Genomic DNA, 25634 nt, shown 5'->3' with positions numbered 1-25634 from the left:
GGGCGGAGCCGGGGCGGGCCCGGCTCGGCGGCCCGCGCTCCCGGCCCCGGCCCCGGCCCTCATCTCATTCCTCTCCCAGCCCCTCCAGGTCCGCCAGGCTGGGATACGACGGCTGGGCGCCCGGCTTGGTGACGGCGGCGGCGCCGACGCGGGTGGCGAAGCGGGCGGCGTCGGGGAGGGAGGCGCCACGGGCGAGGCGGGTGGCGAGGGCGCCGGTGAAGGCGTCGCCGGCGCCGGTGGTGTCCACGGGGGTGACCTTGACGCCCGGGATCTCGTGCGCTCCCGAGGCGTCCAGGACCAGCGCGCCGTCGCCGCCGAGGGTGATCACGACGGAGCCGGCGCCCCGCTCGCGCAGCGCCCGCGCCCACTCCTGCGGCGTTCCGTCGGTAAGGCCGGAAAGCTGCCGCGCCTCGTGTTCGTTGACGACCAACGGGTCGGCCGCGGCGAGGAGTTCGGGGTCCAGGCTGTCGGGCGCCGGGGAGGGGTTGAGGACGACGCGGGTGCCGGCGGCCCGGGCGGTGGCCGCGGCGGCCCGGACCGTCTCCAGCGGCACCTCCAGTTGGAGGGAGAGCACCGCGGCGCCGGCGACGACGTCCTTCGCCTCGGCCACGTCCCGCGGGGTGAGGGCGGCGTTGGCGCCGGGTGAGACGGCGATGCTGTTGTCGCCGTCGGGGCTGACGAGGATCATCGCGGTGCCGGTGCGGGCCGCGTCGTCGACGATCACCGGGCCGACGTCCGTGCCGGCCGCGCGCTGGGCGGCCAGCAGCAGTTCGCCGTAGGCGTCGCCGCCGACCCGCGCCAACAGCGCGGTGCGCGCGCCGAGCCGGGCGGCGGCGGCCGCCTGGTTGGCTCCCTTGCCGCCGGCCGATTCGACCAGGTCCGTGCCGGACACCGTCTCGCCGGCGCCGGGCCGCCGCTCCACCCGTACCGTCAGATCCGCGTTGGCCGAACCGACCACCAGGACGTCGTACATGCGCCGCTCTCCCACTTTCCTCACACCTGTCCTTGCCCGGCGGCCGTGCCCCACGGGGCGGGCCACCGCTGTCCACTGTCCGAACGTCGCCGTCGCACTTCGCGGCGCTGGCCGCCCTCACCAGCACCACCGGCGCTGGCCGCCCTGACCAGCACCACCGGCACGGGGCACCAGCACCGCCGTCACCGCACCGCCGACACCTTCACCACGCGCACCTTCACCACCGGCGCCTTCACCGACCGCGGCAGCTTCTCACCGCGGCGTGCCGGTCGCGGTGAGGCCGTCGGCCCGCACCGCGCGGACGCCGTCCGATCGGCGCTCACCACGCGGGTCGCCGCTCCCGACGCAGACCGGCGCTCACCACCCAGCTCACCGCTCCCGCCCCAGCTCACGGCTCCCGACGCAGAGCACCGCTCGCAGGGCGAACCATCGCCCACACCGCGGACCACCGCTCACCCGGCCGCTCACCGCTCGCCACGTGGCGGCTGACCGCCGGGCCGCTCGCCGCAGGAGCGGCGGATGACCAGACGGGCCGGCAGCAGGACGGAATCGGCGTGGCGGCCCTCGACGCGTTCCAGCAGCGTGTGCACGGCCGCCCGGCCCAGTTCGCGGGTGGGCTGGGCGATCGCGGTGAGCGGCGGGTCGGTGTGGGCGAACCACGGCACGTCGTCGTAGACGACCAGCGCCACGTCGTCGGGGACCCGCAGCCCGCGCGCGCGGAGTTCGTCCATCGCGCCGAGCGCCATCAGGTTGTCGGTGGCGAGGACCGCGTCCGGTGGTTCGGGCAGGTCCAGGAAGTCGCTCATCACCCGGCGGCCGCCGGTGGGCTGGAGATCGGGGGTGGCGCCGACCCGCTCGTCGGGCAGCGCGATGCCGTGCGCGGCCAGCGCCGTTCGGAAGCCCTCCAGGCGCTCGTCGCCGGTGGGCGTACCGGCCGGGGCGACGATGATCGCGGGCCGGCGGCGGCCGAGGGCGGCGAGGTGGGCGGCGAGTTCGGTGAGCGCGGCGCGGCCGTCGGAGCGTACGCACGGGGCGTCGACGCCGGGCACGGCGCGGTCCAGCAGGACCAGCGGGGTTCCGGAGGCGACGACCTCGGTCAGCATCGCCGAGCCGGTGCCCGCCGAGCTGACCAGCAGGCCGTCGATGCGGCGGTCCAGCAGGGTGCGGATGTAGTCGTCCTGCTGTTCGGGGCGCTCGCCGGCGTTGCCGATGACGAGGCTGTAGCCGAGGCCGCGGGCGGCGTCCTCGACGGCGTCGGCCAGCTCGGTGAAGAAGGGGTTGGTGAGATCGCCGATGATCAGGCCGAGGGCGCCGGTGCGGGCGGTGCGCAACGCGCGGGCGACGCTGTTGGGGCGGTAGTCCAGCTCCCGCACGGCGGCGAGCACCCGCTCGCGGGTCCGGGCGACGGGGCTATGGCCGTTGAGGACGCGGGAGACCGTGGCGACGGAGACGCCCGCCCGCTCCGCCACCTCTTTGATGTTGGCCATGGCGTCGTTGCCCTCCTGTTCGGGCGGCAGTTGCGGACGGCAGTCGTCGTACGCCGTGTAATCGTTTTCGCGGGGCCTCAGGTAATCGATTACACGGCGGTCGAGTCAAGCCGCCGGTGACGTGGCGTATGTCACCTGATGCCATCCGGACCGGTACGGAAAAAACGACCGAGGGCCGCACCCCGGCTGGGGTGCGGCCCTCGGCTCAAGAGCAGGCGTGCCGCGTCTCAGGCGACGGACAGCTTGACCTCGATGTTGCCACGGGTGGCGCTGGAGTACGGGCAGACCTGGTGCGCCTTCTCCACCAGCGCCTTGGCGGTGTCCGCGTCGACGTTGGGGATCGAGGCGGAGATCTCGACCGTGAGGCCGAAGCCACCGGCGTCGGTCTTGCCTATGCCGACCTTGGCGGTCACCCGGGAGCCGGAGACATCCGCCTTCTCCTGGCGGGCGACGACGCTGAGCGCGCCCTGGAAGCAGGCGCTGTAGCCCGCCGCGAAGAGCTGCTCGGGGTTGGTGCCGGCGCCGCTGCCGCCCTGCTCCTTGGGCGGGTTGACGACGACCTCAAGCTTGCCGTCGTCGCTGGCGACGCGGCCGTCACGGCCGTTCTCAGCGGTGGCGACGGCGGTGTAGACGACGTCGACAGTCGGGATGGACATACAGAAATCCTCCTGTGGTTCGCCGCGACTCGCGCCCACGGATCGCGACGGCTTGCCGCTGAGCCTAACGCCCGTCCCGAAACCGTCAGCCGTCGAGGCTCACGATCATCTTTCCGGTGTTCTCTCCGCGCAGGAGGCCGAGGAACGCCTCGACGCCGTTCTCGATGCCCGAGATCTTGGTCTCGCCGTACTTCAGCTCGCCGGAGCGGATCCAGGCGGAGACCTCCTCGACGAACCGCGACTGCAGCGCGGCGTGGTCGCTGACCAGCACTCCCTGGAGGCGCAGCCGCTTGCCGATCACCATCGCGAGGTTGCGCGGGGCCGGGGAGGGCTCGGTGGCGTTGTACATCGAGATCATGCCGCAGACCGCGACGCGGCCGTGGACGTTGAGCGCGCTGATGGCCGCTTCGAGGTGGTCGCCGCCGACGTTGTCGAAGTAGACGTCGATGCCGTCGGGCGCGGCCTCCTTGAGCTGCTTGGTGACGTCGCCGTTCTTGTAGTTGAAGGCGGCGTCGAAGCCGTACTCCTCTATGAGGACCTTGACCTTCTCGTCGGAGCCGGCGGAGCCGATGACCCGGGAGGCGCCCTTGAGCTTGGCGATCTGGCCGACCTCGCTGCCCACCGCGCCGGCCGCACCGGAGACGAACACGGCGTCGCCCTCCTTGAAGGAGGCGACCTCCAGCAGGCCCGCGTAGGCGGTGAGGCCCGGCATGCCCAGCACGCCGAGGTAGGCGGTCAGCGGGGCCAGCGACGGGTCCACCTTCGCGGCGCGCTCGGCGTCCAGCACGGCGTACTCGCGCCAGCCGAAGCCGTGCAGGACGTGGTCGCCGACGGCGAGGGACTCGGCGCGCGAGGCGATGACCTCGCCGACCGCGCCGCCGTCCATGGGCTGGTCGAGCTGGAACGGCGGGGTGTAGGACTTCACGTCGTTCATCCGGCCGCGCATGTACGGGTCGACGGAGAAGTGCTGGTTGCGGACGAGGATCTGGCCCTCGCCCACCTCGGGCACCGCGGCCTCACGCAGCGCGAAGTCTGCTGGCGTGGGCCAGCCGTGCGGGCGGGCGACGAGGTGCCATTCGCGGCCGGTCGTGGGCAGTGCGGACATAAGCTCGAACCTCCAAAAAGCTTCAGGTGCTGAAACAACCATGCTCCTAGATATTTCATGTTGTCAAGCAAAGGGTTATTCTGGCCGCATGACTCCCCGCGCAGACCCCCTGACCGTTGAGGTCGTCGATCTCATCGGCACCGTCGTCGCCCGCTACCACCAGGAGTACGAGCAGGCCGCGGCGGGGCACTCCCTCACGGGTGCCCAGGCGCGGGTCCTGGGCCTGCTGGCCATAGAGCCGCTGCCCATGCGCCGGGTCGCCCAGCGCCTGAAGTGTGAGCCGTCGAACGTCACGGGCATCGTGGACCGCCTGGAGTCCCGCGGCCTGGTCGAGCGCCTCCCCGACCCCGCCGACCGGCGCGTGAAGCTGGCCGCCCCGACCGCCGAGGGCATGCGGACGGCCGAGCGGCTGCGCGCCTCGCTGGATTTCGCGCGCGAGCCGCTCGGCCAACTGACCGTCGCCGAGCGCACGCTGCTCAAGGAGCTGCTTCAACGGATGCTCGGGATCGCACCGCGGTAGAGCCTCGCACGGCACCGGAGGAGAAGGAGCCGGCCCGCCCGACCGAAGTGGCCCAGGATCACCGCGCCCGGATGCCCCGGTCAGGGGAGCCGGTGGCGCTCTAGGGTGAGGGCCATGACCAGCCCCGCGAGCGCCGCCCGCCACACCGTCGACTTCTACTTCGATCCGATCTGCCCCTTCGCCTGGATCAGCTCACGCTGGATCCTGGAGGTCGAGCAGCACCGCGACCTGGACCTGCGCTTCCGGGTGATGAGCCTGTCCGTGCTCAACGAGGGGCGCGAGGACCTCCCCGAGAAGTACCGCGCGCTGCTGGACGAGGGCTGGGGCCCGGTCCGGGTGTGCGTCGCGGCGGCCCAGGAACACGGCGAGGAGGTGCTGCGCGACCTGTACACCGCCCTCGGCACCCGCATCCACCGGGACGGCCGCGAGGACACCGCCGCCGTCATCGAGGAGGCGCTCGCCGAGGTCGGGCTGCCGGCCGCGCTGGCCGGTGCCACCGGGCGGGAGGCGTACGACGACGCGCTGCGCAAGAGCCACCACCAGGGCATGGACCCGGTCGGCGAGGAGGTCGGCACGCCCACGCTCCACGTCGACGGCGTCGCGTTCTTCGGGCCCGTGCTCATGGCGATCCCGCGCGGCGAGGACGCGGTACGGATCTTCGACGGCGTGCGCCTGCTGGCCGGCTACGACAGGTTCTTCGAGCTGAAGCGGTCCCGCACCGGCGACCTCGACTTCGGCTGACGGATCACAGCGGACGGACTTCGGCTGACGGACTTCGGCTGACGGATCACAGCGGACGGACTTCGGCTGACGGGCGTCGACTGACGGGCTTCAGCCGACGCCGGGCGAGGCGGGCGCGGCGGCGTCGCCAGCACCAGGGCCCGCCACGTCCGCCCCATCCGTCCCACCCCCCGCCTCCCTCACATCCGTCCCAGACCCCGCCTGCGCCGCATCCGCCGTCTCCGCCCCCGCGGCCCGCACGCCCCGCAGCAGCGTCACCGCCAGCACCGCCGTGCAGACCATCACGCCCGCCGCGCCCAGCACGGCGGCGTGCAGCCCGTCGGTGAAGGCCGCGCGGGCGGCGGTCAGCAGTGCCTCGCCGGTCCGCCCGGGCAGTTCCCCCGCGACGGCGACCGCGCCCGCCAGCGTCTCGCGCGCCGCGTCGGCCGCCGCCCCCGGGAGCCCGGCGGGCAGCGCGTCGCCGATGTCGGCGCGGTAGACGGCGCTGCCGACGCTGCCCAGAACGGCCATGCCCAGCGCGCCGCCCAGCTCCGTGCCGGACTCCAGTACCGCCGAGGCGGAGCCCGCCCGTTCCGGCGGGGCCACGCCGATGGCCAGTTCGTTGCCCAGCGACATCACCATGACCAGGCCCGAGGCGTAGACCGCCGAGCCGGTCAGCACGAACCACAGGGCCGAACCCGGCTCCAGCCAGGACAGCCACAGGAAGCCGCCGGCCGCGACCAGGCACCCGGCGGCGATGACGTGCGCGCGGTCGAAGCGCTGGGCGAGCGCGGCGGCGGCCGGCGCCATGCCGCCCACGGCGAGCGTGGGCACGAGGTTCCACAGCGCCGCCTCCATGGGGCCCATGCCCCGTACGGACTGGAGGTACTGGGTGAAGAACACCGCGCAGCCGACGATGGCGAACATCGCCAGCAGGTTCATCAGGACCGAGCCGCTGAACCCTCGGTGCCGGAGCAGGGCCAGGTCGAGCATGGGGTGGCGGGCGGTGCGCTGGCGCCGTACGAAGGCCGCCGCGGCGAGCAGGCCGAGCACGATCGCGCCCACCGGCGGGGCCGCCACGCCGTCGCGGGCGATCTCCTTGATCCCGTAGACGACCGGCAGCATCGCCGCCAGGGACAGCACCGCGCCGGGCAGGTCGAAGCGGCCGGCCGCCGGGTTCCTGGACTCGGGCAGCAGCAGCGGTCCGGCCACCAGCAGCAGCACCATCGCCGGCGTGTTGACCAGGAAGACCGAGCCCCACCAGAAGTGCTCCAGCAGCGCGCCGCTGAGCACCGGGCCGAGCGCGATCCCGCCGGTGATGGCGACCGACCACAGGGCGACCGCCTTGCCGCGCTGTTCGGCGTCGTGGAAGAGGTTGCGGATCAGCGCGAGCGTGGACGGCATCAGGGTGGCGCCGCCGATGCCGAGCAGCGCCCGGGCGGCGATGAGTGTTTCGGCGCTGTCCGAGGAGGCGGCGAGCCAGGAGGCGAGGCCGAAGAGGACGGCGCCGGTCAGCAGCAGTTTGCGGCGGCCGATGCGGTCGCCCAGCGCGCCCATGGCGATCAGCAGGCCGGCCAGGACGAAGGCGTACACGTCCAGGATCCACAGTTGCTGGACGCTGCTCGGCTTCAACTCCTGGGTCAGGAACGGTACGGCGAAGTAGAGCACCGAGACGTCCATGGAGACGAGGAGGCAGGGCAGCAGCAGGACCGCGAGCGCGGTCCACTCCCGGCGGCCGGCCCGCGGCGACGGTGTGTACGGGGTAAACGTCATGGCGGACACTGTAAGCACGCCCGGTTTACGCCGCAAACCCCTTGCGCATAAAGGGACTTGGAGGTGCGTCACACTAGTGCACTGCTCGTCGGGAAGACACCAGGAGGCGGGCCCGCTGCTAGGCTTCGTACCTCCGAAGCAGCCCAGAATCAGGCGCATAAGCAGCAGAGGCACAGACCCGGATCCGCCATCCACCACCCCCTAGTGCACTAGTACGGAGGCCAGCCCCCGTGGACCGCTCCCCCACGCCGCCCTACCGCCGCGTCGTCGATGAGATCCGGCGCCGTATCGAGGACGGCGAGCTGACGCCGGGCGACCGGGTGCCCTCGACCCGCCGCATCACCCAGGAGTGGGGCGTGGCCATGGCGACGGCCACCAAGGTGCTGACCACCTTGCGCCAGGAGGGCGTCGTCCGGGCCGTGCGGGGCGTGGGCACGGTGGTGGCCGAGCCGCCGCGGTCGCGGTCGCCGCGCGCCGAACCGCCGGGCGAGCGCGAGCGGCGGCCACGCGAGACGGACCGCGGGCTCAGCACCGAGGCCGTCGTGCGCGCCGGGATCAAGGTCGCGGACGCGGAGGGGTTGCGGGCGCTGTCGATGCGGCGGGTCGCGGCGGAGTTCGGGGTGTCCTCGATGGCGCTCTACCGGCATGTGGCCAACAAGGACGAACTGGTGCTGCTGATGGCGGACGCCGCGTTCATGGACGTGGAGCTGCCCGATCCCGCCCCGTCGGGCTGGCGCGCGCGGATGGAGGCGGGGGCCCGCCTGCAATGGGCCCTCTACCAGCGGCATCCGTGGCTGGCGCAGTACCTGTCGCTCACCCGGCCGCAGCCGATGCCGCACGCGATGGCGCTCGTCGAATGGACCGTGGCGCGGGTCGAGGGGGTGGATCCGGTGACGCTGATCCACATTGCCCTGACGCTGCTCAACTACGTGCGCGCCACCGGGGCCGGTTTCGAGGACGACCTGGAGGCCGAGCAGGAGACCGGCATGGACCGGGATCAGTGGATGGCAGCGATGGAGCCCGCGTACGAGCGCATCGTCGGGTCGGGCCGATACCCGATGTACGCGGGGATCGGCGACGGCGAGGAGGACGTGGTGAGCCTGGAGACGCTGTTCGAGTTCGGCCTGGCGCGGGTGCTGGACGGGATCGGGCTGCTGGTCGAGGGGCGGTCGGGGCGGTCGGGGGCTGAGCCCACGGGCCGTACGCCAGGGCCCCGGTAGCGGTACGCCCGGGCCCGGTAGCCGTACGTCCGGGCCCCGTAGCCGTTATGCCCGCCCCAACCCCCGCCCCCCCCGCAGCCGCTCACTCCAGCTCGCCCCGCAGTCTCTGGACCCGTAAGACCAGCTCCAGTTCGAAGCGGAGGTCCGGGTCGTCCACCTCGCCGCCCCACAACTCCCTTATGCGGCGCAGCCGGTAGCGCACGGTCTGCGGGTGGACGCCGAGCCGGGCGGCGACCTCGGGCGCGCCGCCGCGGGTCTCCAGCCAGGCCAGGAGGGTGGCGGCGAGCCGCCGGCCGTGGACGGGTCCGCAGTCGGCCAAGGGGGCGAGGCGGCGGCGGGTGAGGTCGTCGATCAGTTCCTCGGGCGGCAGCAGGACGAGCGCCTCGGTGTGCTCGGTGCACTGGAGCAACTGGCCCGAGGGCAGCAGTCCGCGCTCCGTCAGGTCGACGGCGACGCCGGCCCAGTGCAGCGACTTCGCGGCGTCGAGCAGCGGCACGGTGGGGCCGATCGCGCCCGACCAGCCGGCGGTCGCGCGGCCCAGCAGCTCCCGCCGCCCGGGGGTGTCCGGCTCGGGCACCACCATCCGGGGCCGTTCGCACTCCATGTCCAGCAGGACGTCGGAGGCGACGGCCGGGGCCACCGCCTCGCGGGCCGGCCGCAGCAGGACCGCGACCGCGACCCGTTCGGGCAGCGGCCAGCCGATACGGGCGGCGCGTTCGGCGAGCGCCGGCGGCGTGCCGCGCCCGTCGCCCGGCATCCCGCCGTCCCCCCGCTGCCGTCGCCCGTCGCCCCGCGCGCCGATCCGGTCCGGGCCCGTACGGGGACGAGGAGGTCCGCCGGCGAAAAGCTGCTCCATCAGGCGGCGTTGCAGCCGCAGCCGTTCACCGGCCTGGCGGGCGGCGGCCTCGGCGTAGCCGCGGACGGATTCGGCGACCAGCCCGTCGAGGTACTCGAAGCCGGACTCGGCGAGTTCGTACATGGCGGGGGCCGGGATGGCGACCTCCTGGCCGATCTCGGCGAGCCGCCGCCAGGCCAGCCGGACGCCCAGCCGGTAGATGGCCTGAAGGGCGTCCAGGCTGCGGCCCTGGATGCCCTCGCCGCGGCCGAAGTCCTGGAAGACGCGCGGGTGGACGTGCGGGCGGTCCAGGCCGGACGTCATGTGCTCGACGAAGTGCTCCAGCGACTGCCGGATGCCGACCAGGGCGCGCGGTTCGCCGGATTCGTCGGCCACCAGCGGGAGTTGGGGGTACTCGCGGCGGATCTCGCGCAGGATGACACGGGCCAGGGCGGGCACCTCGGCCAGCGCCAGGGCGGCGAACCGGCGGACCTGGGAGGCGGGGACGTCCCGCCAGGCCGAGCGGACGGTGGTCACCATCGCGCGGCCCTCCTCGGCGTCGCCGACGCGTTCCGCGACGCCCACGCCTTCCCCGGCACGCCCGGCACGCCTACGCGCCGGACCCGCCGAAGGTCACCAGCGGCACGTTCGGTTGTTCCGGGGTGGCGTTCAGGGCGGCGACGATGCCGAGCGCGGCGGCTACGGCCAGCGCGGCGGCGGCCAGTGCGGTCAGCGCGGCGGCGAGAAAACGGTGCATGGCGCGGCGAGCCCCTTCGTCGATGCCGGAGTCCTTTGGCCGGTCTCCGTCGAGGTTGGTGCGGCACACGGCGCGGCCGGGGGCAAGCCCCTCACGTGTCCGGCCGGTGCCCGCGTTCCCACAGCGCGGCACCACGTCAGGCGTGGTGACTGCCGAGTGTGGAAGGGCATTGACTCCCTGTCAAGAGTTCGCTTAGCTTCCCGGCCCATGGCGCCTCCCGACGCCGCACGTGCACCAGAGCGTGTCCTCCCCCACCGCTTCCAGGAGTGCTCGTATGCGTGAATCCCGCAAGAGCCGCACGTCGCCCGCCGCCCCGACCGGCCCGCGCCCGGAGACGGAACCGGGGGCCCGGACCGCCTCCGCGCTGTCGCTGCTCCTGCTGGGCACCGGCGTCTTCCTGCTGGTCCTGGCACCCCTGCTGGCCTGGTACGTGGAGCCGCGGGCCAAGGTCACACCGCTCGACGTCGACACCACCACCGTCTTCACCGGCACCGGCAGCGCCTTCGACACCGGGGCGCTGAAGACCCGCGACGGGCAGGAGATCACCATCACCCGGCATGTGCTGGGCGATGTGGCGGCGGGCGAACGCAGCGGGCGGGCGGTGTGGGACGTCTCCACCACCGTCGACACCCCGCGCACGCTGGCCCTGAAGGACCCGCGCAAGGCGTTCCAGTGGACCGTCGAGCGGTGGGTCACCGACCGGCGCACGAACGCCCCGGTGCACTGCTGCGAGGAGGCCCCGACCCGCTTCGACGGCGACGCCTACCTGAAGTTCCCCTTCGACGTGCGGCGGACGACCTACCGCTGGTGGGACAACACCCTCGGCGCCGCCGTCCCGCTCCGCTTCGCCGGCACGCGGACGCTCCAGGGAGTGGAGGGCTACCGCTTCACCGGGACGGTCGCGCCCACCAGGACGGGCAGCCGCCAGGTCCCCGGCCGGCTGGTGGGCAGGCCCCGGCAGGGCCAGATCCAGGCCGAGGAGTGGTACGCCAACTCCGGGATCGAGCTGGTCGTCGAGCGGCGCACCGGCCGCATCGTCGACGCCTCGATCTCGCCGCACAAGACGTTGCGCGCGCCGGGCGCCCGGCGGACGGCGGTGACGCTGCTGCGCGGTGCGGGCCTGCGGTTCACGCCGGAGACGCGGCGGGCGCAGGTGGCGCTGGCGAAGGCGGACAGCGACAAACTGGCGCTGGTGGGCGGGGTGCTGCCGGTGGGCGCCGGGGTGGTGGGCGGTGTGCTCGCGCTGGTGGGCGTGGTGTTGGTGGTGCGCGGGAGGCGGCCGACCGGCCGGTCCTGAGCGAAGTGATGAAGCGTCAGCCTCGGTCGGCCCGGATTTTGTCATCCCGGTGAGTAGCCGCATCGAACAGGTCGGCGAAAACTGTGCCACCCCACACGCGGACGACCGCCTCCCTGGTCGCCCCACTTCCCCGCCCCGGTCCCCGACGCACCACCGACGACAGCGCACGGCCCCGCACGACTCAGCACGCAGTACGTCCCCCACCGCTGGTACCGCACCCTGAGACGAGTTGGAGCGCAGATGCCCCAGCACGTACGACCCTCCCCGCCCCTCGCACCACCGGCAGCGTCGGCGCCACCGGCGCTACCGGCGCCCTCCGAGGCACCGCACAAACCGCCGGCCGTCTGCGAACCGCCGGCGCCGCCACCGCCGCCCCTGCCGCACCGCATCGTCTTCCTCGCCCGCCGTGACCTGGGAAACCCCGCCGCCGGCGGCTCCGAGCTCCTGGTGGACCGGATCGCCGCGGGACTCACCGCCCACGGCCACCACGTCACCCTCCTGTGCGGCGGGCCGGCCGCGGAACGCGACTACCGGGTGGTGTCCGCCGGCGGCGACGCCGGTCATTTCCTGCGCGCGCCGCGGCAACTGGCCCGCCGGGTCGGTGCCTGCGACCTGCTGGTCGAGGTCTGCAACGGCATGCCGTACCTCGCGCCGCTCTGGCACCGCGGGCCGACGCTGTGCCTGGTCAACCACGTCCATACGGACCTGTGGGGGATGCGCTACCCGGGGCCGGCCGCCCGGCTCGGCCGCCGGCTGGAGCACTGGGCGCTGGCCGGCACCCACCGCCGCAATCTGATGGTCGCCGTCTCCGGCTCCACGGCCGCCGCGCTGCGCGGCCTCGGCGTGGCCGGGGACCGTATCCGCCTGGTCTACAACGGCGTGGAGGAGCCGGGGCCGCTCGCCCCCGAGGCGCCGCGACCGCTGTTCCTGGCCATGGGCCGGCTCGTCGAGTACAAGCGGGTCGATCTGCTGCTGCGCCTGTGGGAGCGGGTCCGGCCGGTGACCGGCGGCCAACTGGTGATCGTCGGCGACGGCCCGGAGCGGGCCCGGCTGACGGCGCTGGCGGGCCCCGACGTCACCTTCACCGGCCATGTCTCCGAGCAGCGAAAACACCAACTTCTGTCCTCCGCCTGGCTGTTGCTGCACCCCTCGCTCGTCGAGGGGTGGGGCCTGGTGGTCATGGAGGCCGCCGCCCGCCGCACGCCGGCCGTCGGCTTCGACATCCCCGGTCTGCGGGACTCCGTCGAGGACGGCGTCACCGGCCTGCTCGCCCGCGGCGAGAGCTCCTTCGCCGCCCACTGGTGCGCCCTCGCGCTCAGCGCCCACCGCCGGCACGCCCTGGGCCTCGCCGCCGAACAGCGCGCCGCCCGCTTCCGATGGGCCCATACGGTCCGCAGCTTCCGGGCGGTCGCCGCGGAGGCTTTCCTGCACTCCCTTCCCAGGCGGTGAGGTCCCCGTGCGCGATCCCTCCCTGCGCAGGTCCTGCGCCCTCTTCCGGGCCTTCCTGCGCGAACAGACCGATCCCGAGCGGTGTTACGGGCTGCTCGCCCGCGACGCCGCCGACCAGGTGGAGCGCCATATCCCGCTGAAGGGCGCGGTGGTCGCCGATGTGGGCGGCGGCAGCGGCCACTTCACCGAGGAGTTCCGGCGGCGCGGTGCGCACGGCTATCTCTTCGAGCCCGACCGGGCGGAGCTGACCGCCCGCGGCCGCGTCCCCGAGGGCGCGGTGGTCGCCGACGGCTATCTGCTGCCGCTCGCCGACGGCGCCGCCGACGTCTGCTTCTCCTCCAACGTCCTCGAACACGTCGCCGACCCGCAGACCTTCCTCAGCGAACAGGTCCGGGTCACCCGCCCCGGCGGGCTGATCTACGTGTCCTTCACCAACTGGCTCTCCCCCTGGGGCGGCCACGAGACGGCTCCCTGGCACTACTTGGGGGCCGAGCGAGCCCGTGCCCGCTACCACCGGCGCACCGGCAGACCGGCCAAGCACACCCTCGGCGAGAACCTCTTCGCCGTGCACGTCGGCCGCACCCTGCGCCACGTACGGTCCCGCGCCGACGTCGCCGTCGTCTCGGCCCGCTCCCGTTACGCGCCGTTCCTGGCCGAGGCCATCCCCCGCCTCCCCGGCGTCCGCGAGGTCGCCACCTGGAACCTCCTCCTCATCCTGCGGCGGCTGCCGTGACCCGGCCCCCCGTCGCACGGCGGCAGCCCCTCGTCCCCCGGTGGTTACGATGACCCACACCCTCGGCCCGGCCACGTCACCGGGATCGCCCGACACCGGGGGCACCCCGGCACCGCCGCCCGCCGCACCGCCACCCGGCGAACCCCGGCGCAGGCGCTGGCTGGTGGCGTTCTGGGCGCTCGCCCTGGCCGGCTTCCTCGCGTCCTCGCCGGGGAAGATGACGTTCGAGACGAAGCTGGGCGTGACGACCGACCCATGGCGGTTCCTCGGCGACCTCGGCGACCTGTGGCACGACCGGGCCGGCTTCGGCGGCATCGCCGACCAGTACATCGGCTACGCCTTCCCCACCCTGCCCTACTACGGCCTGACCGACCTGGCGCACCTGCCGGTCTGGCTCGCCGAGCGGCTGTGGATGTCGCTGATCGTCACGGCCGCGTTCTGGGGCGCGCTGCGGCTGGCCGAGCGCCTGCGCTGCGGCACCGCGCCGACCCGGCTGGTGGCCGCCGCGTGCTACGCGCTGTGGCCGACCTTCACCCTCGTCATCGGCTCGACCTCGGCCGCGGCGCTCCCCGGCGCGCTGCTGCCCTGGGTCCTGCTCCCGCTGACCCACCCGGGCCTGACCGCGCGCGCCGCCGCCACCCGCTCGGCGCTGCTGATCCCCTTCATGGGCGGCGTCAACGCGGCCTCGACGCTGGCGTCGCTGCTGCCCGTCGGCCTCTACCTGCTCTCCCGTACGGGGCCCCGCCGGCCGAAGCTGCTCGCCTGGTGGCTGCCGGGCGTGCTGCTGGCCACCGCCTGGTGGGTCGTCCCGCTCCTGCTGCTGGGCCTCCACGGCGAGAACTTCATGCCGTTCATCGAGCAGGCGGACACCACCACCGCCACCATGTCCGCCACCGAACTGCTGCGCGGCGCCGGCAACTGGGTCGGCTACCTCAACTTCGGCGAGCCCTGGCTGCCGGCCGGCTGGACGCTGACCGCCAACGCCGGCGCGGTGCTCGGCTCGGCGCTGGCCGCCGCGCTGGGGCTGGCCGGGCTGGCCCGCCGTGACCTGCCCGAGCGGCGCTGGCTGCTGCTGACCGTACTGACCGTCGTCCTGATCGCGCTCGCCGGCTACGGCGGCGCGCTGGGCGGCCCCGCGCACGGCCTGTGGCAGGACTGGCTCAACGGCTGGCTGCGCCCCTTCCGCAACATCTACAAGTTCACCCCCGGCCTCGCGCTGGCGCTCACCCTCGGCCTGGCGCATCTCCTCGCCGCCACCGGGCGCCACAGCGCCCGCCGCGTCCCCGCCCGCCGCCGACTGCCCCTGCTGACCGCCGTACTCGTCCTGCCCGCGCTCGCCCTGCCCTTCCTGACCGGCGCGATCCTCCAGCCCGGCGCGTTCACCCGCCTCCCCGCCTACTGGGAGAAGACCGCCGCCTGGCTCGCCACCCACACCCCGCACAGCCGCGCCCTGGTCGTCCCCGCGACCGCGCACGGCATCTACACCTGGGGCTCCCCCATCGACGAACCCCTCGACGTGCTCGCCACCTCACCCTGGGCCCAGCGGGACTTCGTCCCCTTCGGCACCCCCGGCGCCCGCCGCACCCTGGACGCCGTCGAACAGGCCCTGCTGACCGGCGCCCACGTCCCGGGACTGCGCGACTACTTGGGCCGGGCCGGTCTCCACCACGTGGTCGTACGCAACGACCTCGACCCGGACCAGATCGGCTACGTCCCGCCGCGCACCGTCACCCGCACCCTGGAGGCGTCCGGCTACCGCAAGGCGGCGGCGTTCGGCCCGCTGACCACCGAGGGCCGCATCCCCGCCGGAGCCCCGCTCCAGATCCAGGGCCTCTACCCGCGCCGCCACGCGGTCGAGATCTACACCCCGCGAGGAACCCCCGAGCCCGGACCCGTCACCGCCAAGGCCGTCGCGGACACCGCGCGGCTCAGCGGCGGCCCGGAAGCCCTCCTCCAGCTCTCCGCCGACCCCACCCTGCGCACCAGGCCCACCGTCCTGACCGGCGACCGCCACCCCGGCCTCGGCACCCCGCCGCTCCAGTTGACCGCCGACGGGCTGCGCCGCGCCGACACCCGCTTCGGCCTGGTCAACACCAACACCTCCTACACCTACACGGCCGGCGAGAGGAACCACCCCGACAGCGTCCAGGACCCCGGCCGACCGCCCCGGCAGATCCTGCCCACCACCGGCACCGCCCACCAGACCACCGCCGTGCTGCGCGGCGCCGCCTCCGTCACCGCCTCCACCAGCGGCAACTGGCTCTTCCACCTGCCGCAGTACGACCCGGTCAACGCCTTCGACGGCAACCCCGACACCGCCTGGGCGGAAGGCAGCGCCGGCGACCCCGTGGGCCAGTGGGTCCGCGTCGCCTTCACCCGCCCCACCACCCTCCCCGCCTCCCTCTTCGTCACCCCGCTCGCCGGAGACGGGCTGCGCGCCGCGCCGACCTCCGTACGGATCAGCACCGACCGCGGCAGCGCCGAGAGCACCCTGCGCCCCGACGGGACACAGCAGCGCGTCAACGCCCCGGCGGGAAAGGCGAAGTGGCTGCGCGTCACCCTGCTCGGCACGCAGACCCCGCGCGCCGGCCTCTCCGGCGCCGGCTTCGCCGAGATCTCCGTCCCCGGCGTCCAGGTCACCCGCCTGCTGCGGCTGCCCACCGACGCCGCGCGCTCCGACGCCCCGGCCGAGATCTACTCGCTGCACCGCGGCACCGACCCGGGCGGCCTCTCGCCGGTGTCGGCGGAGGTCGGACTGCACCGCCAGTTCGGCACGACGGCCGCCGCCCGGTACGCCGTCTCGGGCGAGGCGGTGGCCGTCCCCGGCCCCGAACTCGACCGGCTCCTGGACGAGGCGGTGCCCGGGCGCCGGAAGCGGATCACCGCCACCGCCGACTCCACGAGCTTCGGCTTCGGCCAGTCGCTCAGCCCCCGCAACCTCGTCGACGGCGATCTGACCACCGCCTGGATCGCCGGGGCCCGGCCCACCCTCCATCTGCGCTGGCCCGGCAAGCGGAAGATCGACCAGATCGTGCTGGCGGCGGCCGGCGGCATCTCCACCCGTCCCGAGCAGATCCTCGTCAACTCGCCCGACGGGGCGGCCACCGCCGGCGTGGACGAGAACGGCCAGGCCCGCTTCGACCCGATCACCACCGACCGCCTCGACCTCACCATCAGCAAGGTCAAACCGCTCACCCTGCACAACCCCGTCGCCGGCCAGGCCCTGCAACTCCCCGTCGGCCTCAGCGAGATCCACGTCCCGGCGCTGGACTCCTACCGCGCACCGCGGCCCGCCGCCGGCGCGCGCTTCTCGCTCGGCTGCGGCCAGGGTCCGATGCTCGCCGTCGACGGCACCCTGCACGCCACCAAGGCCGCCGGCACGCTCCGCGACCTCACCGAACGGCGGCCGGTGACGGTGGAGTTGTGCGCGGGCGAGGCCCGCGACAGCAGTCTGTCGCTGCCCGCCGGCCGCCATCGGGTGGAGGCGGGCGACCAGGGGCCGCTGGCGCTCACGGATGTGACGTTGCGGCGGGGCGTCCCGGGTGGCGGGTCCGACGCCGGTGCCGCGCCCGAGGCCGAGGCCGGTTCCGACAGCGGTTCTGGTTCCGACGCCGGTCCGCGGAAGTCCGCGCGGCCGGTGCGGGAGGTGACCGCGCGGGAGTGGACCGGCGATCACCGCACCGTCGCCGTCGGACCGGGCGAGGCCGCGTATCTCCAGATGTACGAGAACGCCAACGCCGGCTGGCACGCCACCCTCGACGGCCGCGAGCTGACACCGCTCCGCCTCGACGGCTGGCAGCAGGGCTTCCTCCTGCCGGCCGGCGCGAGCGGCACCGTCGAGCTCACCTACGAACCGGCCACCGCCTACCGCCTCGGCCTGGCCGGCGGCGCGCTGGGCCTCGCGCTGCTCGCCGCCTCCGCCCTCGTCCGACGCACACCCCGGACACCGCCTCCCGCCCCGCAGTCCCCACCCGCCCCCTCCTGGGTCCTGGGCGCCGTCGCCCTCACCGCGGTGATGGCCCTGGTCGCCGGGCCCTACGCCCTGATCGTCCCGCTCCTCGCCCTCGTCGCCCGCTACCGTCCCCGCCTCCTGCCGTCCCTCGCGCTCCTGGCCATGCTCGGCGCCGGCGTCGCCGCGGCCCTCGGCGCCGGCCACCCCGTCGCCGCCCAGGAGGGCGCCTTCGGTCCCACCGCCCAGGCCCTGGCCCTGCTCGCGCTGACCGCGGCGGTCGTCACCGTCCCGGCCCGGGACGGCCGGGCGCCCGTCGGGGAGCGGGAGGCCGGCGCCGGTGCGGGCGGCGGGGGAACCGGCGGGGCACCGGAGGGCGGCCAGCCGGCGCGTTCCGGCGATCCGGCGCTGTTCGGCCGGCCGATCACGGCCCGGGGGCGGACGGCGGGCGGCGGCCCGCGCTGGGGCGACCGGCACCCGCCGACCGGCCTCGGGGGACCCCGCCTCGACGGACCCCGTCCCGGCGGGCGGCACCCCGGCCGACCGTGCTCGGGAGGACCCGACTCAGGAGAACCGCGCCCCGGTGGACCCCACCCCGGCGGGGAGGAGACCAGCCGATGAGCACACTGCGGCCCGCCCGGCGCGAACCGTCCGGCGAGGGAGCCGGCCGGCGTCCCCAGGAAAGGGCGGGCCCGGCGCCGGCCGTCGCCCGCGTCCCGTTCCCCGTCGTCGACGAGATCTCCCGGCACGGCCTGCGGGAGGAGGAGCCGGAGACCGTCCACATCGAGGTCCACCTGCCAGGCCGGGTCGACCCCGCGCGGCTGCGGAGCGCGTTCCACCGGGCGCTCGCCCGGCACCCCCGCGTCCTGATGCGCCAGGCCCCCGCCCGCTGGTGGCACCGCCACTACACGTGGGAGCTGACCGCCGCACCGGACGTGGACCCGGTCGTCTTCCCGCCGCCCGCCCCAGACGCCCTCGCGCGGGCCCGCGAACGCGCGCTCACCGACTGCCCGCCGCTGGAGACCTCGCCTCCCGTACGCCTGGAAGTGATCGAGGGCCCGGGGGCGGCGGGCGGCACCGTGCTGCTCGTCACCCTCAACCACACCGCGCTGGACGGCCCGGCGTGCCTGCGGGTGCTGGCCACCACCGCCGAGTTGTACGGCGGCGCGGACAACTCCCCCGCGTCCGCGCCCGTACGCGCGAGCGGCCCGGGCGCCGACCGGCCCCCGGCCGACGACGCGCCGCCCGCCGGCCACGGCCTCGCCCGCCCGGCCCGCGTCGCCGCCGACCACGGCGCCCGCCAGCCCGAGGGGCGCGGCGGGCGGCACGGCAACGGCATGCTCCTCGTGGAGCTGCCGGTGCCCGCCCGGCCGCCACGCGCCGACGGCCGCTCCCCCTACACCGTCAACGACCAACTCCTCGTCGCCACCTGGCTGACGGTCGCCCGCTGGAACCGCCTGCCCCACCACCCTGGCGACCCGGCCGCCGCGGCCGTCCACCGCGGCGCCGCGCCCGTCGTCGTCACCATGCCCGTCGATGACCGGCCCCGGGGCGCCGAGATGCCCATCGGCAACGGCACCCGGCTGGTCTCGGTCGGCTTCGGCCCCGAGGAGCGCGAGGACGCCGGCCTCCTCACCGCCGATCCCCCCGACCCGGCCGCGGTGGCCCGGCTGCTGCGCCGAACGGCGTCCCGCACGCGCGCTCTGAAGGCCACCCGGGGCCCCCAACTGGGGCTGACCGGGGCGGTGTTGACCGCTCCGGTGCTGCCCGTCGGGCTGCGCGGCGCCATCACCCGCGCGCTGCGCTCCGCAGCCGCGCCCTGGACGTCCACCACCCTGCTCTCCAACATCGGCCGCATCCCCTACCCCCTGGATTTCGGCGACGCGGGCCGCCCGACCGCGGTGTGGTTCTCCGCACCGGCCCGTATGCCGCGCGGACTGACCGTCACCACGGTCTCGATCGGGGGCCGCATCCAACTGGCGCTGCGCTGGTCCGGCGCCCTCCTGGACGACGCGGCCGGCGCGCGCCTGGCCGCCCTCTTCCGCGACGCTCTCGCCGCCACCGGCGCACCGCTCCCGCCCCCGCCCGCTCCCCCGGCCCGAGGAGGCGCCCGATGACCCGGCCCCCCGCCACCGGCACGCCCCTCGCCGACACCGCGCCCGGCGGCCCTGGCACTCGCGGTACCCCTGGCACGCCTGTCACCCCTGGCGCCCCTCGCGCCCCGGGGGCGACGGCGCTCCCCCCGCCCCCCGCCGGGCTGCGCGACTTCTACGAGGACCCCGCCGTGCCGGTCGCCTCCGGTGACGCCCGCAGCCGTCGGCAGGCGCGGCTGCTGGCCCGCGCCCTGGGACCCGTGAGCGCCGACCGGCCGGCCGCCACCGTCCTGGACGTCGGCTGCGGCGACGGCACCGCGGCGGCCACCGCCGCGAGGTCCCTCCCCGGGCACCGCCTGATCGGCGTCGACTGGTCGCAGGACGCGCTGCGCCGCGCCGCGACCCGCGTCCCCCACACCGTGCGCGGCGAACTGACCGACGGCGGGCTGCCGTTCGCCGCCGGCGCGGCCGACGCCGTCCTCTTCAGCGAGGTCATCGAGCATCTCGTCGACCCCGACGCCGCCCTCGACGAACTGCGCCGGGTGCTGCGTCCCGGCGGCCATCTGATGCTGTCCACCCCCAATCTCGCCGCCTGGTACAACCGCGGGCTGCTGCTCGCCGGGGTCCAGCCCGTCTTCTCCGAGGTGAGCCTGCGCCGCGTCCACGGCCGGCCCGGCACGCAGGTCGTCGGTCATCTGCGTCTCTACACCGCCCGCGCGCTGCGCGGCTTCCTGACGGCGGCCGGCTTCGACGTCGTACGGATCGCGGGCGCGCCCTACCACGACGTGCCGCGCCCGCTGCGGCCCCTGGACCGCGCCGCGTGCCACGTGCCCTCCCTGGCGTCCATCCTGCTCGCCCATGCCCGCCGGAGAAGGGAGTAGGGCGGTGCTGTGGTGGGGCGTGGCGTCCGCGCTGCTCGCCAACGTCCTGTACAGCACCGGCTTCGTGCTGGAGAAGCGGGCCCTGTCCGCACTGCCCGCCCTGAGCACCCGGCAGCCGGCCCGGGTCGTCCGCCACCTCCTCGGCAGCCCGCTGTGGATCGGCGGCTCCCTCGCCCTCGCCGCCGGCTTCGCCGCCCAACTCGCCGTCTACCGCGCCCTCCCCCTCGCCGCCGCGCAGGGCCTCTTCGTCTCGGGACTGGTCCTTTTGCTGGTGCTCTCCTCGGTGGTGCTGGGCGAGCGGACCAGCGGCCGGGAGCGGCGGAGCGTCGTGGCCATCCTCGTCGCGCTGGTGATGGTCGTCGCCTCGCTGCACGGCGACGACGCGGAAGCCATCGCGCGCACCGCGCCGCCCGCGACGCTGCTCGCCATCGCCGTGCCGTCGCTGACCGCGGGGCTGCTGTTGTACGGCTCGGCGGAGCGCCGCGCCAGGCGCCGTCACCGTCTGCCCACCGCGGGCGTCCCCTACGGGGTGGCCGTCGGCCTCCTCTACGGCGTGAGCTCACTCGCCATCAAGGGCGTCTCCGGCCTCCTCACCACCGACGACCTGGCGGGCGCCGCCGCCGGACTCCTCCGCTCGCCCTACCCCTACCTCCTCCTCTTCACCGGAGCCACCGGTCTGGTGCTGTCCCAGACCGCGCTGCAACGCTGCCGCGCCTCCCTGATCGTCCCCGTCTGCACCACCGTCACCTGCGTCTTCACCGTCGCCTGCGGCACCTTCGCGTTCGACGAGCCGCTGCCCGCCGACCCCGTACGGCTGGCGCTGCGGCTCGGCGGCACCGCCGTCGCCCTGTCCGTCCTCCTCGCCCTGCCCCGCCACGACACTCCCGCCCCACGACCCCAACCACCTTCCGACCTACCGGAGTTGAGCCGTGAAGCCCGATGACCCGCTGCTGAAGATCCTCGCCTGCCCGCTCGACAAGGGCCCGCTGTCGCTGCCGGCGCCCGGCGACGTCCTCTACAACCCGCGCCTGCGACGCCGCTATCCGATCCTCGACGGCATCCCCCAGCTCCTCCCCTCCTCCGGCGAACAGGTCACCGACGCCCAACACGAGGACCTGATGCGCCGGCTAGCGCCCGATCCCGCGCCCGTTCCCACGACCGGCCCCGCACCCGGTCCGGCATCCGATCCCGCGCCCGACCGGGAGCCGCGGCCATGACGCTCGCCGCGCGGCTGGGTCCGCGGTTGCCGGCCCGGCTGGTGTCGGCGGTGGCGGCCGGCCTCTATCCGCGCTTCGAGCCCGAGCTGCGCCGCCTGGCCGACTTCTGCCCGTGGGGCGGCACGGCCGTGGATGTCGGTGGGTGGTACGGCCCGTGGACCCGGCGGCTGGCCCGGCGCGCGGACCGGGTCGTCACCCTGGAACCGGTCCCGCACCTGGCGCGGCTGCTGTCCTCGGTCGCCCCCGCGCACGTGGACGTCGTCCCGGCCGCCGCCACCGACCACACCGGCCGCACCACGCTCTGGCTGCCCCCGGACGGCCGCGGCGACCGCGGGGTCTCCTCGCTCGTACGCCGCGAACTGCACGGCGCCGCCCTGGATGTGCCCTGCCTCCCGCTGGACGCGCTGGAACTCGTCTCCGTCACGCTCGTCAAAATCGATGTGGACGGCGCGGAACTCGCGGTGCTGCGCGGCGCCGCCCGCACCCTCGCCCGCGAACGCCCGGCGCTGTTCATCGAATTGGAGGCGCGCATCCAGCCGCTCGCGCCCGTCCTGGAGTGGACGGCCGCCCACGGCTATCGCGGCTGGGTCCTGCCGCACGACCACTGGATGCCGTTGGCCGACTTCGATCTGCCCGCTCATCAGTCCCGCACCTCCCATGTCGCCGAGCACGGCCTGCTGCGCCGCTCCCTCGCCCCGCACCGGCGCTACGTCAACTCCGTGCTCTTCCTCCCCGACGGCGACCGCCCCGGACCCCCCGGACCGCCCGCCGTCCACGACCATGTCCATCATGAACCCCACCACTGACAACGACCCGCCCGCGGGCTCGGGCACCCCGCCCGGCCTGCCCGGACCGGTCGCCTTCCAACTGGTTCTGCTGCGTCGCATGGCCGATCACCACCCGGGCCTCGTCGAGGACGCCCTCCGCGAACTGGGCGTCTCCCGCGCGGATCTGCGCGAGGCCAACCGCCGTTGGCAGGCCAGGGCGCACGCGCCACGGGCCCGCGGCGGCGTCCAGCCCTACCGCGCGCTGCTGGGCACCCCGCAGGCCGTCGCCCCCCGGCGCGTCGGGGACCTGACCTGCCAGGCGCTGACCTGGCCCGTACCCCTCTGGCCCACCCTGCGCTTCGAGGTCCTCACCGGCGCCGGCGGTGCCGTGTGGAACGCCTGGCTCGTCCGCGCGCCCGACGCGGCCGCCCCCGCGCTGCGGACGACCGCGGACCTCACGCCGTGGTCCTGCACGGTCGACGAGGTCGCGCGCGCCTTCGCCCCGGCCCGCCCGATGGAGGGCAGCGCCCCCACCCGGTGGCGCCTGGCGTGCACGGCTCCCGACCTCGACGGCATCCCGCAGGAGGTCGTCGCCGAGTTCACCTGGGGCCTGTTCCAGCGCCGGGTGGACTGAGGCCCGGTCCGGCGCGAGAAGACGCCGGAGGGGCGCCTGCCGCACCGCTCCTTCCCGGTGCGCCGTGCCCCCCGGCCGTCACCGCTTCGTACGCCGACCGCGCCGGCCCGTCCTCCGACCGGACCTCCTCAACGGGCGGGCGACCGGCCGCGCGCGCAGGATGGCGCATGAGTGGTCTTTTGCGGGCGCTCCGTCCATACCGGCTCACCGGGGAGGAACCATCCATGACCATCAGCCTCGCCCAACTCCGGCGCTGCTCGGTCGCCGTCGATCTCGGCGCGGCCCGGACCAGGGTGTATGTCAAGAGTCAGGGGCTGGTCGTCGATGAGCCGACCGTCGCCGCCGTCAACACCCGCACCGGCGCCCTGCTGGCCGTCGGCGCGCAGGCGGAGGTGATGGACGGCCGCACCCCCGACTACATCCGCGTGGTCCGCCCGGTCTCCGGCGGCACCGTCGTGGACATCGAGATGGCCCAACGGCTGCTGCGCCACCTGGTCGGCGACAAGTTGCGCAAGACCTGGCGGCGCCGGCCCTCGATGCGTGCCGCGGTGTGCCTGCCGTACGGCAGCGAACCGCTGGCCCAACGGGCCGCCGTGGAAACGCTCACCGGCCTGGGCGCCCGCCGCGTGGAACTGGTCGACACGCTGATCGCGGCGGCCGTCGGCTGCGGACTGCCGGTGGAGCACCCGGAAGCGACCATGATCGTGGTGTGCGGTGCCGGCACCACGCAGATCGCGGTGATCTCCCTCGGTTCGATCGTGGCCGCGGAGACCGTTGCCGTAGGGGGCAACGCCATTGACGACGCGGTGGTCCAGCACCTGCGCCTGCACCACGAGTTGACGATGCCGAATCAGAGCGTACGCCCGCTGCACCTGATGCTCTCCAGCAACGACGGCCTCGCCTCCGGCCTGACGGAGGTGCACGGCCGGGACGTCACCAGCGGCCTGGCCCGTTCCGTGGAGGTCGACACCGAGCGGGTACGGCAGGCCATCGCCACGCCCCTGACCGCGATCCTGGACGGTATCGGGGCGGTGCTGCGCCGCTGCCCGCCGGACCTTGTGGCGGACCTCGGGGAGCGCGGCGTCATGCTCGCGGGGGGCAGCGCGCTGATCCCCGGGCTGGAGCCGATGATCCATCAGGCCACGACGATGCCCGTGCACATCGCCGAGCGCCCCGACACCTGCGCGGTCAACGGGCTGGGCGCCATGATCGAGGGCAAGGTCCAGCCCCTGCACCTCGATCCGATGGCTCCGTAGGCACGATCCGACGGCGGGCGAGCCCGGACAGACTCAGGGCGAGCCTCACAGACGCCGGGCGAGCACCCCAGGATCAGGGCCGAGCCTCACAGGCTCCGGGCGTTCCAGGCGACGACCGCCGGGCGGCCGTGCTCGCTCCCCAGGACGCCGACCGCCCCGGTCTCGAACGTGAACAGCCCGCCCGCGGCGGCGGGCAGCCCCAGCCGGCGGGCGGTCAGCACGCGCAGAAAGTGGGCATGCCCCACCAGCACCACGTCGCCCGCGTCGCCCGCGTCGCCCGCGTCGTCCTCGTCAGCCTCATCGGCCGCCAACCGCGGCGCGAGGCGTGCCAGCACCCGGTCGGCGCGCGCCCCGACCTCGTCGGGCGACTCCCCCGGATGCTCCCCGGAACCGCCGCCGGCACCGTCCCGGAAGAGGAACCAGCCGGGCCTGCCGACCTGGATCTCGGCGGTCCGCACGCCCTCGTAGTCGCCGTAGTCCCATTCCCGCAGGTCGGCGTCGATCCGCGGCTGCGGCAGTCCGGCCAGTTCCGCGGTGCGCAGGGCACGCGCCATCGGGCTGGCGTACACCCGCCCGATCTTCCGGCCCGCCAACAGCGGGCGCAGGGCACGGGCCTGCTCCTCGCCGTTGGCGGTCAGCGGCAGGTCGGTCCGGCTGGTGTGCCGCCCCGCCCTGCTCCACTCGGTCTCGCCGTGCCGGATCAGCAGGAGCCGGCTCACTGGCCCTGTGCCTGCGTGCCCTGCTCGCTCGCGCCCTCGCCCTGCTGGTCCTCGGCGACCGACGCGCGGACCTCGTCCATGTCCAGGCCGCGGGCCTGGCCGATGACGTCCTCCAGAGCGGCCTCCGGCAGCGCACCGGGCTGGGCGAACACCGCGATGTTGTCGCGGACGATCATCAGCGTCGGAATCGACTGGATCTGGAAGGCGGAAGCCAGCTCGGGCTGGGCCTCCGTGTCGACCTTGGCGAAGGTCAGGTCGTCGTGCTTCTCGGACGACCGCTCGAAGACCGGGCCGAACTGCTTGCAGGGGCCGCACCACTCGGCCCAGAAGTCGATCAGGACGAAATCGTTGCCGGAGACGATCTCGTCGAAGTTTTCCTTGGTGAGCTCTACGGTGCTCATGCGTTTCCCTGCTTCCGGTCCGTCGTCGCTGTTCAGTCGGCCCAGCAGCGGTAACGGGGGTGCCCCGTGAGGTATTCCGCATGCCGGACCGTCCCGCTCCCCTGCCCACCGAACGCCGTCCTAGACATACGAATCCCTGTCGGAATCCCCACGCCTCGAACCGGCCACCGAAACGGCGTACGAGCGGCCCGG

General features: G+C 74.7%; 23 protein-coding genes. 14 read left to right on the top strand and 9 right to left on the bottom strand.

Features of this window, described 5'->3' with window-relative positions; all coding sequences use genetic code 11:
* Positions 1 to 64: 64 nt before the first annotated feature.
* The 4 genes from ACZ45Z_RS06500 to ACZ45Z_RS06485 form a co-directional block, all read right to left on the bottom strand.
* Positions 65 to 973, bottom strand: coding sequence for a ribokinase (locus ACZ45Z_RS06500; protein ID WP_468357414.1), 909 nt, complete (start codon positions 971 to 973; stop codon positions 65 to 67).
* 464 nt (positions 974 to 1437) lie between these two features.
* Complete coding sequence (locus ACZ45Z_RS06495; protein WP_468356991.1) at positions 1438 to 2460, bottom strand: LacI family DNA-binding transcriptional regulator; 1023 nt, start codon at positions 2458 to 2460, stop codon at positions 1438 to 1440.
* A 227-nt stretch (positions 2461 to 2687) separates the two neighbouring features.
* On the bottom strand, positions 2688 to 3116 hold the full coding sequence (locus ACZ45Z_RS06490; protein WP_468356988.1) for an organic hydroperoxide resistance protein: 429 nt from the start codon (positions 3114 to 3116) through the stop codon (positions 2688 to 2690).
* Positions 3117 to 3201: 85 nt separating this feature from the next.
* The gene (locus ACZ45Z_RS06485) at positions 3202 to 4221 is read right to left on the bottom strand and encodes an NADP-dependent oxidoreductase (protein WP_468356985.1); all 1020 of its coding nucleotides are present in this window, start codon (positions 4219 to 4221) and stop codon (positions 3202 to 3204) included.
* An 88-nt stretch (positions 4222 to 4309) separates the two neighbouring features.
* On the opposite strand from ACZ45Z_RS06485, the gene ACZ45Z_RS06480 reads away from it, so the two are divergent.
* A complete protein-coding gene (locus ACZ45Z_RS06480; protein WP_468356982.1) occupies positions 4310 to 4741 on the top strand; it encodes a MarR family winged helix-turn-helix transcriptional regulator in 432 nt (143 codons plus the stop codon).
* A 114-nt stretch (positions 4742 to 4855) separates the two neighbouring features.
* The gene (locus tag ACZ45Z_RS06475) at positions 4856 to 5482 is read left to right on the top strand and encodes a mycothiol-dependent nitroreductase Rv2466c family protein (RefSeq protein WP_468356979.1); all 627 of its coding nucleotides are present in this window, start codon (positions 4856 to 4858) and stop codon (positions 5480 to 5482) included.
* Positions 5483 to 5572: 90 nt separating this feature from the next.
* On the opposite strand, the gene ACZ45Z_RS06470 is transcribed toward ACZ45Z_RS06475, so the two are convergent.
* Positions 5573 to 7234 carry an MFS transporter gene (locus tag ACZ45Z_RS06470; RefSeq protein ID WP_468356976.1) on the bottom strand — a complete coding sequence of 554 codons (1662 nt, stop codon included), beginning with the start codon at positions 7232 to 7234 and terminating at the stop codon, positions 5573 to 5575.
* Positions 7235 to 7464: 230 nt separating this feature from the next.
* On the opposite strand from ACZ45Z_RS06470, the gene ACZ45Z_RS06465 reads away from it, so the two are divergent.
* A complete protein-coding gene (locus ACZ45Z_RS06465; protein WP_468356973.1) occupies positions 7465 to 8454 on the top strand; it encodes a GntR family transcriptional regulator in 990 nt (329 codons plus the stop codon).
* 82 nt (positions 8455 to 8536) lie between these two features.
* Here the strand turns inward: ACZ45Z_RS06465 and ACZ45Z_RS06460 are convergent, their stop codons facing one another.
* Both ACZ45Z_RS06460 and ACZ45Z_RS06455 read right to left on the bottom strand, forming a co-directional pair.
* Complete coding sequence (locus ACZ45Z_RS06460) at positions 8537 to 9829, bottom strand: PucR-like N-terminal domain-containing protein (RefSeq protein WP_468357411.1); 1293 nt, start codon at positions 9827 to 9829, stop codon at positions 8537 to 8539.
* A gap of 70 nt (positions 9830 to 9899) precedes the next feature.
* Complete coding sequence (locus tag ACZ45Z_RS06455) at positions 9900 to 10046, bottom strand: hypothetical protein (RefSeq protein WP_468356970.1); 147 nt, start codon at positions 10044 to 10046, stop codon at positions 9900 to 9902.
* 274 nt (positions 10047 to 10320) lie between these two features.
* Between ACZ45Z_RS06455 and pgfA the strand changes: the two genes are divergently transcribed.
* From pgfA to ACZ45Z_RS06400, 11 genes are all read left to right on the top strand, one after another.
* A complete protein-coding gene (gene pgfA, locus ACZ45Z_RS06450) occupies positions 10321 to 11343 on the top strand; it encodes a cell envelope lipid trafficking protein PgfA (RefSeq protein WP_468356967.1) in 1023 nt (340 codons plus the stop codon).
* Between the two features lie 240 nt (positions 11344 to 11583).
* On the top strand, positions 11584 to 12792 hold the full coding sequence (locus tag ACZ45Z_RS06445; protein ID WP_468356964.1) for a glycosyltransferase family 4 protein: 1209 nt from the start codon (positions 11584 to 11586) through the stop codon (positions 12790 to 12792).
* A 7-nt stretch (positions 12793 to 12799) separates the two neighbouring features.
* The gene (locus tag ACZ45Z_RS06440; RefSeq protein ID WP_468356961.1) at positions 12800 to 13525 is read left to right on the top strand and encodes a class I SAM-dependent methyltransferase; all 726 of its coding nucleotides are present in this window, start codon (positions 12800 to 12802) and stop codon (positions 13523 to 13525) included.
* A gap of 49 nt (positions 13526 to 13574) precedes the next feature.
* Positions 13575 to 18095, top strand: coding sequence for an alpha-(1->3)-arabinofuranosyltransferase domain-containing protein (locus tag ACZ45Z_RS06435; RefSeq protein ID WP_468356958.1), 4521 nt, complete (start codon positions 13575 to 13577; stop codon positions 18093 to 18095).
* Complete coding sequence (locus tag ACZ45Z_RS06430; protein WP_468356955.1) at positions 18092 to 19591, top strand: condensation protein; 1500 nt, start codon at positions 18092 to 18094, stop codon at positions 19589 to 19591. Before ACZ45Z_RS06435 ends, ACZ45Z_RS06430 begins: the two co-directional genes overlap by 4 nt.
* Positions 19588 to 20448 (top strand): class I SAM-dependent methyltransferase, encoded by an 861-nt coding sequence (locus ACZ45Z_RS06425; protein ID WP_468356952.1) that lies wholly within the window; start codon positions 19588 to 19590, stop codon positions 20446 to 20448. The genes ACZ45Z_RS06430 and ACZ45Z_RS06425 overlap by 4 nt, the downstream gene beginning before the upstream one ends.
* Positions 20426 to 21391: a DMT family transporter gene (locus tag ACZ45Z_RS06420; RefSeq protein ID WP_468356949.1), complete on the top strand. Its 966-nt coding sequence runs from the start codon at positions 20426 to 20428 to the stop codon at positions 21389 to 21391. Before ACZ45Z_RS06425 ends, ACZ45Z_RS06420 begins: the two co-directional genes overlap by 23 nt.
* Positions 21378 to 21665 carry a Trm112 family protein gene (locus ACZ45Z_RS06415; RefSeq protein ID WP_468356946.1) on the top strand — a complete coding sequence of 96 codons (288 nt, stop codon included), beginning with the start codon at positions 21378 to 21380 and terminating at the stop codon, positions 21663 to 21665. Before ACZ45Z_RS06420 ends, ACZ45Z_RS06415 begins: the two co-directional genes overlap by 14 nt.
* Positions 21662 to 22471 (top strand): FkbM family methyltransferase, encoded by an 810-nt coding sequence (locus tag ACZ45Z_RS06410; RefSeq protein ID WP_468356943.1) that lies wholly within the window; start codon positions 21662 to 21664, stop codon positions 22469 to 22471. Before ACZ45Z_RS06415 ends, ACZ45Z_RS06410 begins: the two co-directional genes overlap by 4 nt.
* Entirely contained in the window at positions 22455 to 23066 is a 612-nt protein-coding gene (locus tag ACZ45Z_RS06405; RefSeq protein ID WP_468356940.1) for a hypothetical protein, read from the top strand. Before ACZ45Z_RS06410 ends, ACZ45Z_RS06405 begins: the two co-directional genes overlap by 17 nt.
* Before the next feature lie 224 nt (positions 23067 to 23290).
* Positions 23291 to 24322: a rod shape-determining protein gene (locus tag ACZ45Z_RS06400; protein ID WP_468356937.1), complete on the top strand. Its 1032-nt coding sequence runs from the start codon at positions 23291 to 23293 to the stop codon at positions 24320 to 24322.
* Between the two features lie 86 nt (positions 24323 to 24408).
* On the opposite strand, the gene ACZ45Z_RS06395 is transcribed toward ACZ45Z_RS06400, so the two are convergent.
* Together ACZ45Z_RS06395 and trxA are read right to left on the bottom strand one after the other, a co-directional pair.
* Entirely contained in the window at positions 24409 to 25041 is a 633-nt protein-coding gene (locus tag ACZ45Z_RS06395) for a histidine phosphatase family protein (protein ID WP_468356934.1), read from the bottom strand.
* Positions 25038 to 25442, bottom strand: coding sequence for a thioredoxin (trxA, locus tag ACZ45Z_RS06390; protein ID WP_468356931.1), 405 nt, complete (start codon positions 25440 to 25442; stop codon positions 25038 to 25040). Before trxA ends, ACZ45Z_RS06395 begins: the two co-directional genes overlap by 4 nt.
* Between the last annotated feature and the right edge of the window lie 192 nt (positions 25443 to 25634).

The organism is Streptomyces sp. NPDC031210, from assembly GCF_055570395.1.
The sequence above is the reverse complement of the archived record's forward strand: the minus strand, read 5'-3'. Positions and strand labels throughout refer to the sequence as shown.

Excerpts from the sequence above, each read along its gene's own strand:
- ACZ45Z_RS06500 (WP_468357414.1), bottom strand. The coding sequence starts at position 973 with ATGTACGACGTCCTGGTGGTCGGTTCGGCCAACGCGGATCTGACGGTA.
- ACZ45Z_RS06495 (WP_468356991.1), bottom strand. The coding sequence starts at position 2,460 with ATGGCCAACATCAAAGAGGTGGCGGAGCGGGCGGGCGTCTCCGTCGCC.
- ACZ45Z_RS06490 (WP_468356988.1), bottom strand. The coding sequence starts at position 3,116 with ATGTCCATCCCGACTGTCGACGTCGTCTACACCGCCGTCGCCACCGCT.
- ACZ45Z_RS06485 (WP_468356985.1), bottom strand. The coding sequence starts at position 4,221 with ATGTCCGCACTGCCCACGACCGGCCGCGAATGGCACCTCGTCGCCCGC.
- ACZ45Z_RS06480 (WP_468356982.1), top strand. The coding sequence starts at position 4,310 with ATGACTCCCCGCGCAGACCCCCTGACCGTTGAGGTCGTCGATCTCATC.
- ACZ45Z_RS06475 (WP_468356979.1), top strand. The coding sequence starts at position 4,856 with ATGACCAGCCCCGCGAGCGCCGCCCGCCACACCGTCGACTTCTACTTC.
- ACZ45Z_RS06470 (WP_468356976.1), bottom strand. The coding sequence starts at position 7,234 with ATGACGTTTACCCCGTACACACCGTCGCCGCGGGCCGGCCGCCGGGAG.
- ACZ45Z_RS06460 (WP_468357411.1), bottom strand. The coding sequence starts at position 9,829 with ATGGTGACCACCGTCCGCTCGGCCTGGCGGGACGTCCCCGCCTCCCAG.
- ACZ45Z_RS06455 (WP_468356970.1), bottom strand. The coding sequence starts at position 10,046 with ATGCACCGTTTTCTCGCCGCCGCGCTGACCGCACTGGCCGCCGCCGCG.
- pgfA (WP_468356967.1), top strand. The coding sequence starts at position 10,321 with ATGCGTGAATCCCGCAAGAGCCGCACGTCGCCCGCCGCCCCGACCGGC.
- ACZ45Z_RS06445 (WP_468356964.1), top strand. The coding sequence starts at position 11,584 with ATGCCCCAGCACGTACGACCCTCCCCGCCCCTCGCACCACCGGCAGCG.
- ACZ45Z_RS06435 (WP_468356958.1), top strand. The coding sequence starts at position 13,575 with ATGACCCACACCCTCGGCCCGGCCACGTCACCGGGATCGCCCGACACC.
- ACZ45Z_RS06430 (WP_468356955.1), top strand. The coding sequence starts at position 18,092 with ATGAGCACACTGCGGCCCGCCCGGCGCGAACCGTCCGGCGAGGGAGCC.
- ACZ45Z_RS06425 (WP_468356952.1), top strand. The coding sequence starts at position 19,588 with ATGACCCGGCCCCCCGCCACCGGCACGCCCCTCGCCGACACCGCGCCC.
- ACZ45Z_RS06420 (WP_468356949.1), top strand. The coding sequence starts at position 20,426 with ATGCCCGCCGGAGAAGGGAGTAGGGCGGTGCTGTGGTGGGGCGTGGCG.
- ACZ45Z_RS06410 (WP_468356943.1), top strand. The coding sequence starts at position 21,662 with ATGACGCTCGCCGCGCGGCTGGGTCCGCGGTTGCCGGCCCGGCTGGTG.
- ACZ45Z_RS06405 (WP_468356940.1), top strand. The coding sequence starts at position 22,455 with ATGAACCCCACCACTGACAACGACCCGCCCGCGGGCTCGGGCACCCCG.
- ACZ45Z_RS06400 (WP_468356937.1), top strand. The coding sequence starts at position 23,291 with ATGACCATCAGCCTCGCCCAACTCCGGCGCTGCTCGGTCGCCGTCGAT.
- trxA (WP_468356931.1), bottom strand. The coding sequence starts at position 25,442 with ATGAGCACCGTAGAGCTCACCAAGGAAAACTTCGACGAGATCGTCTCC.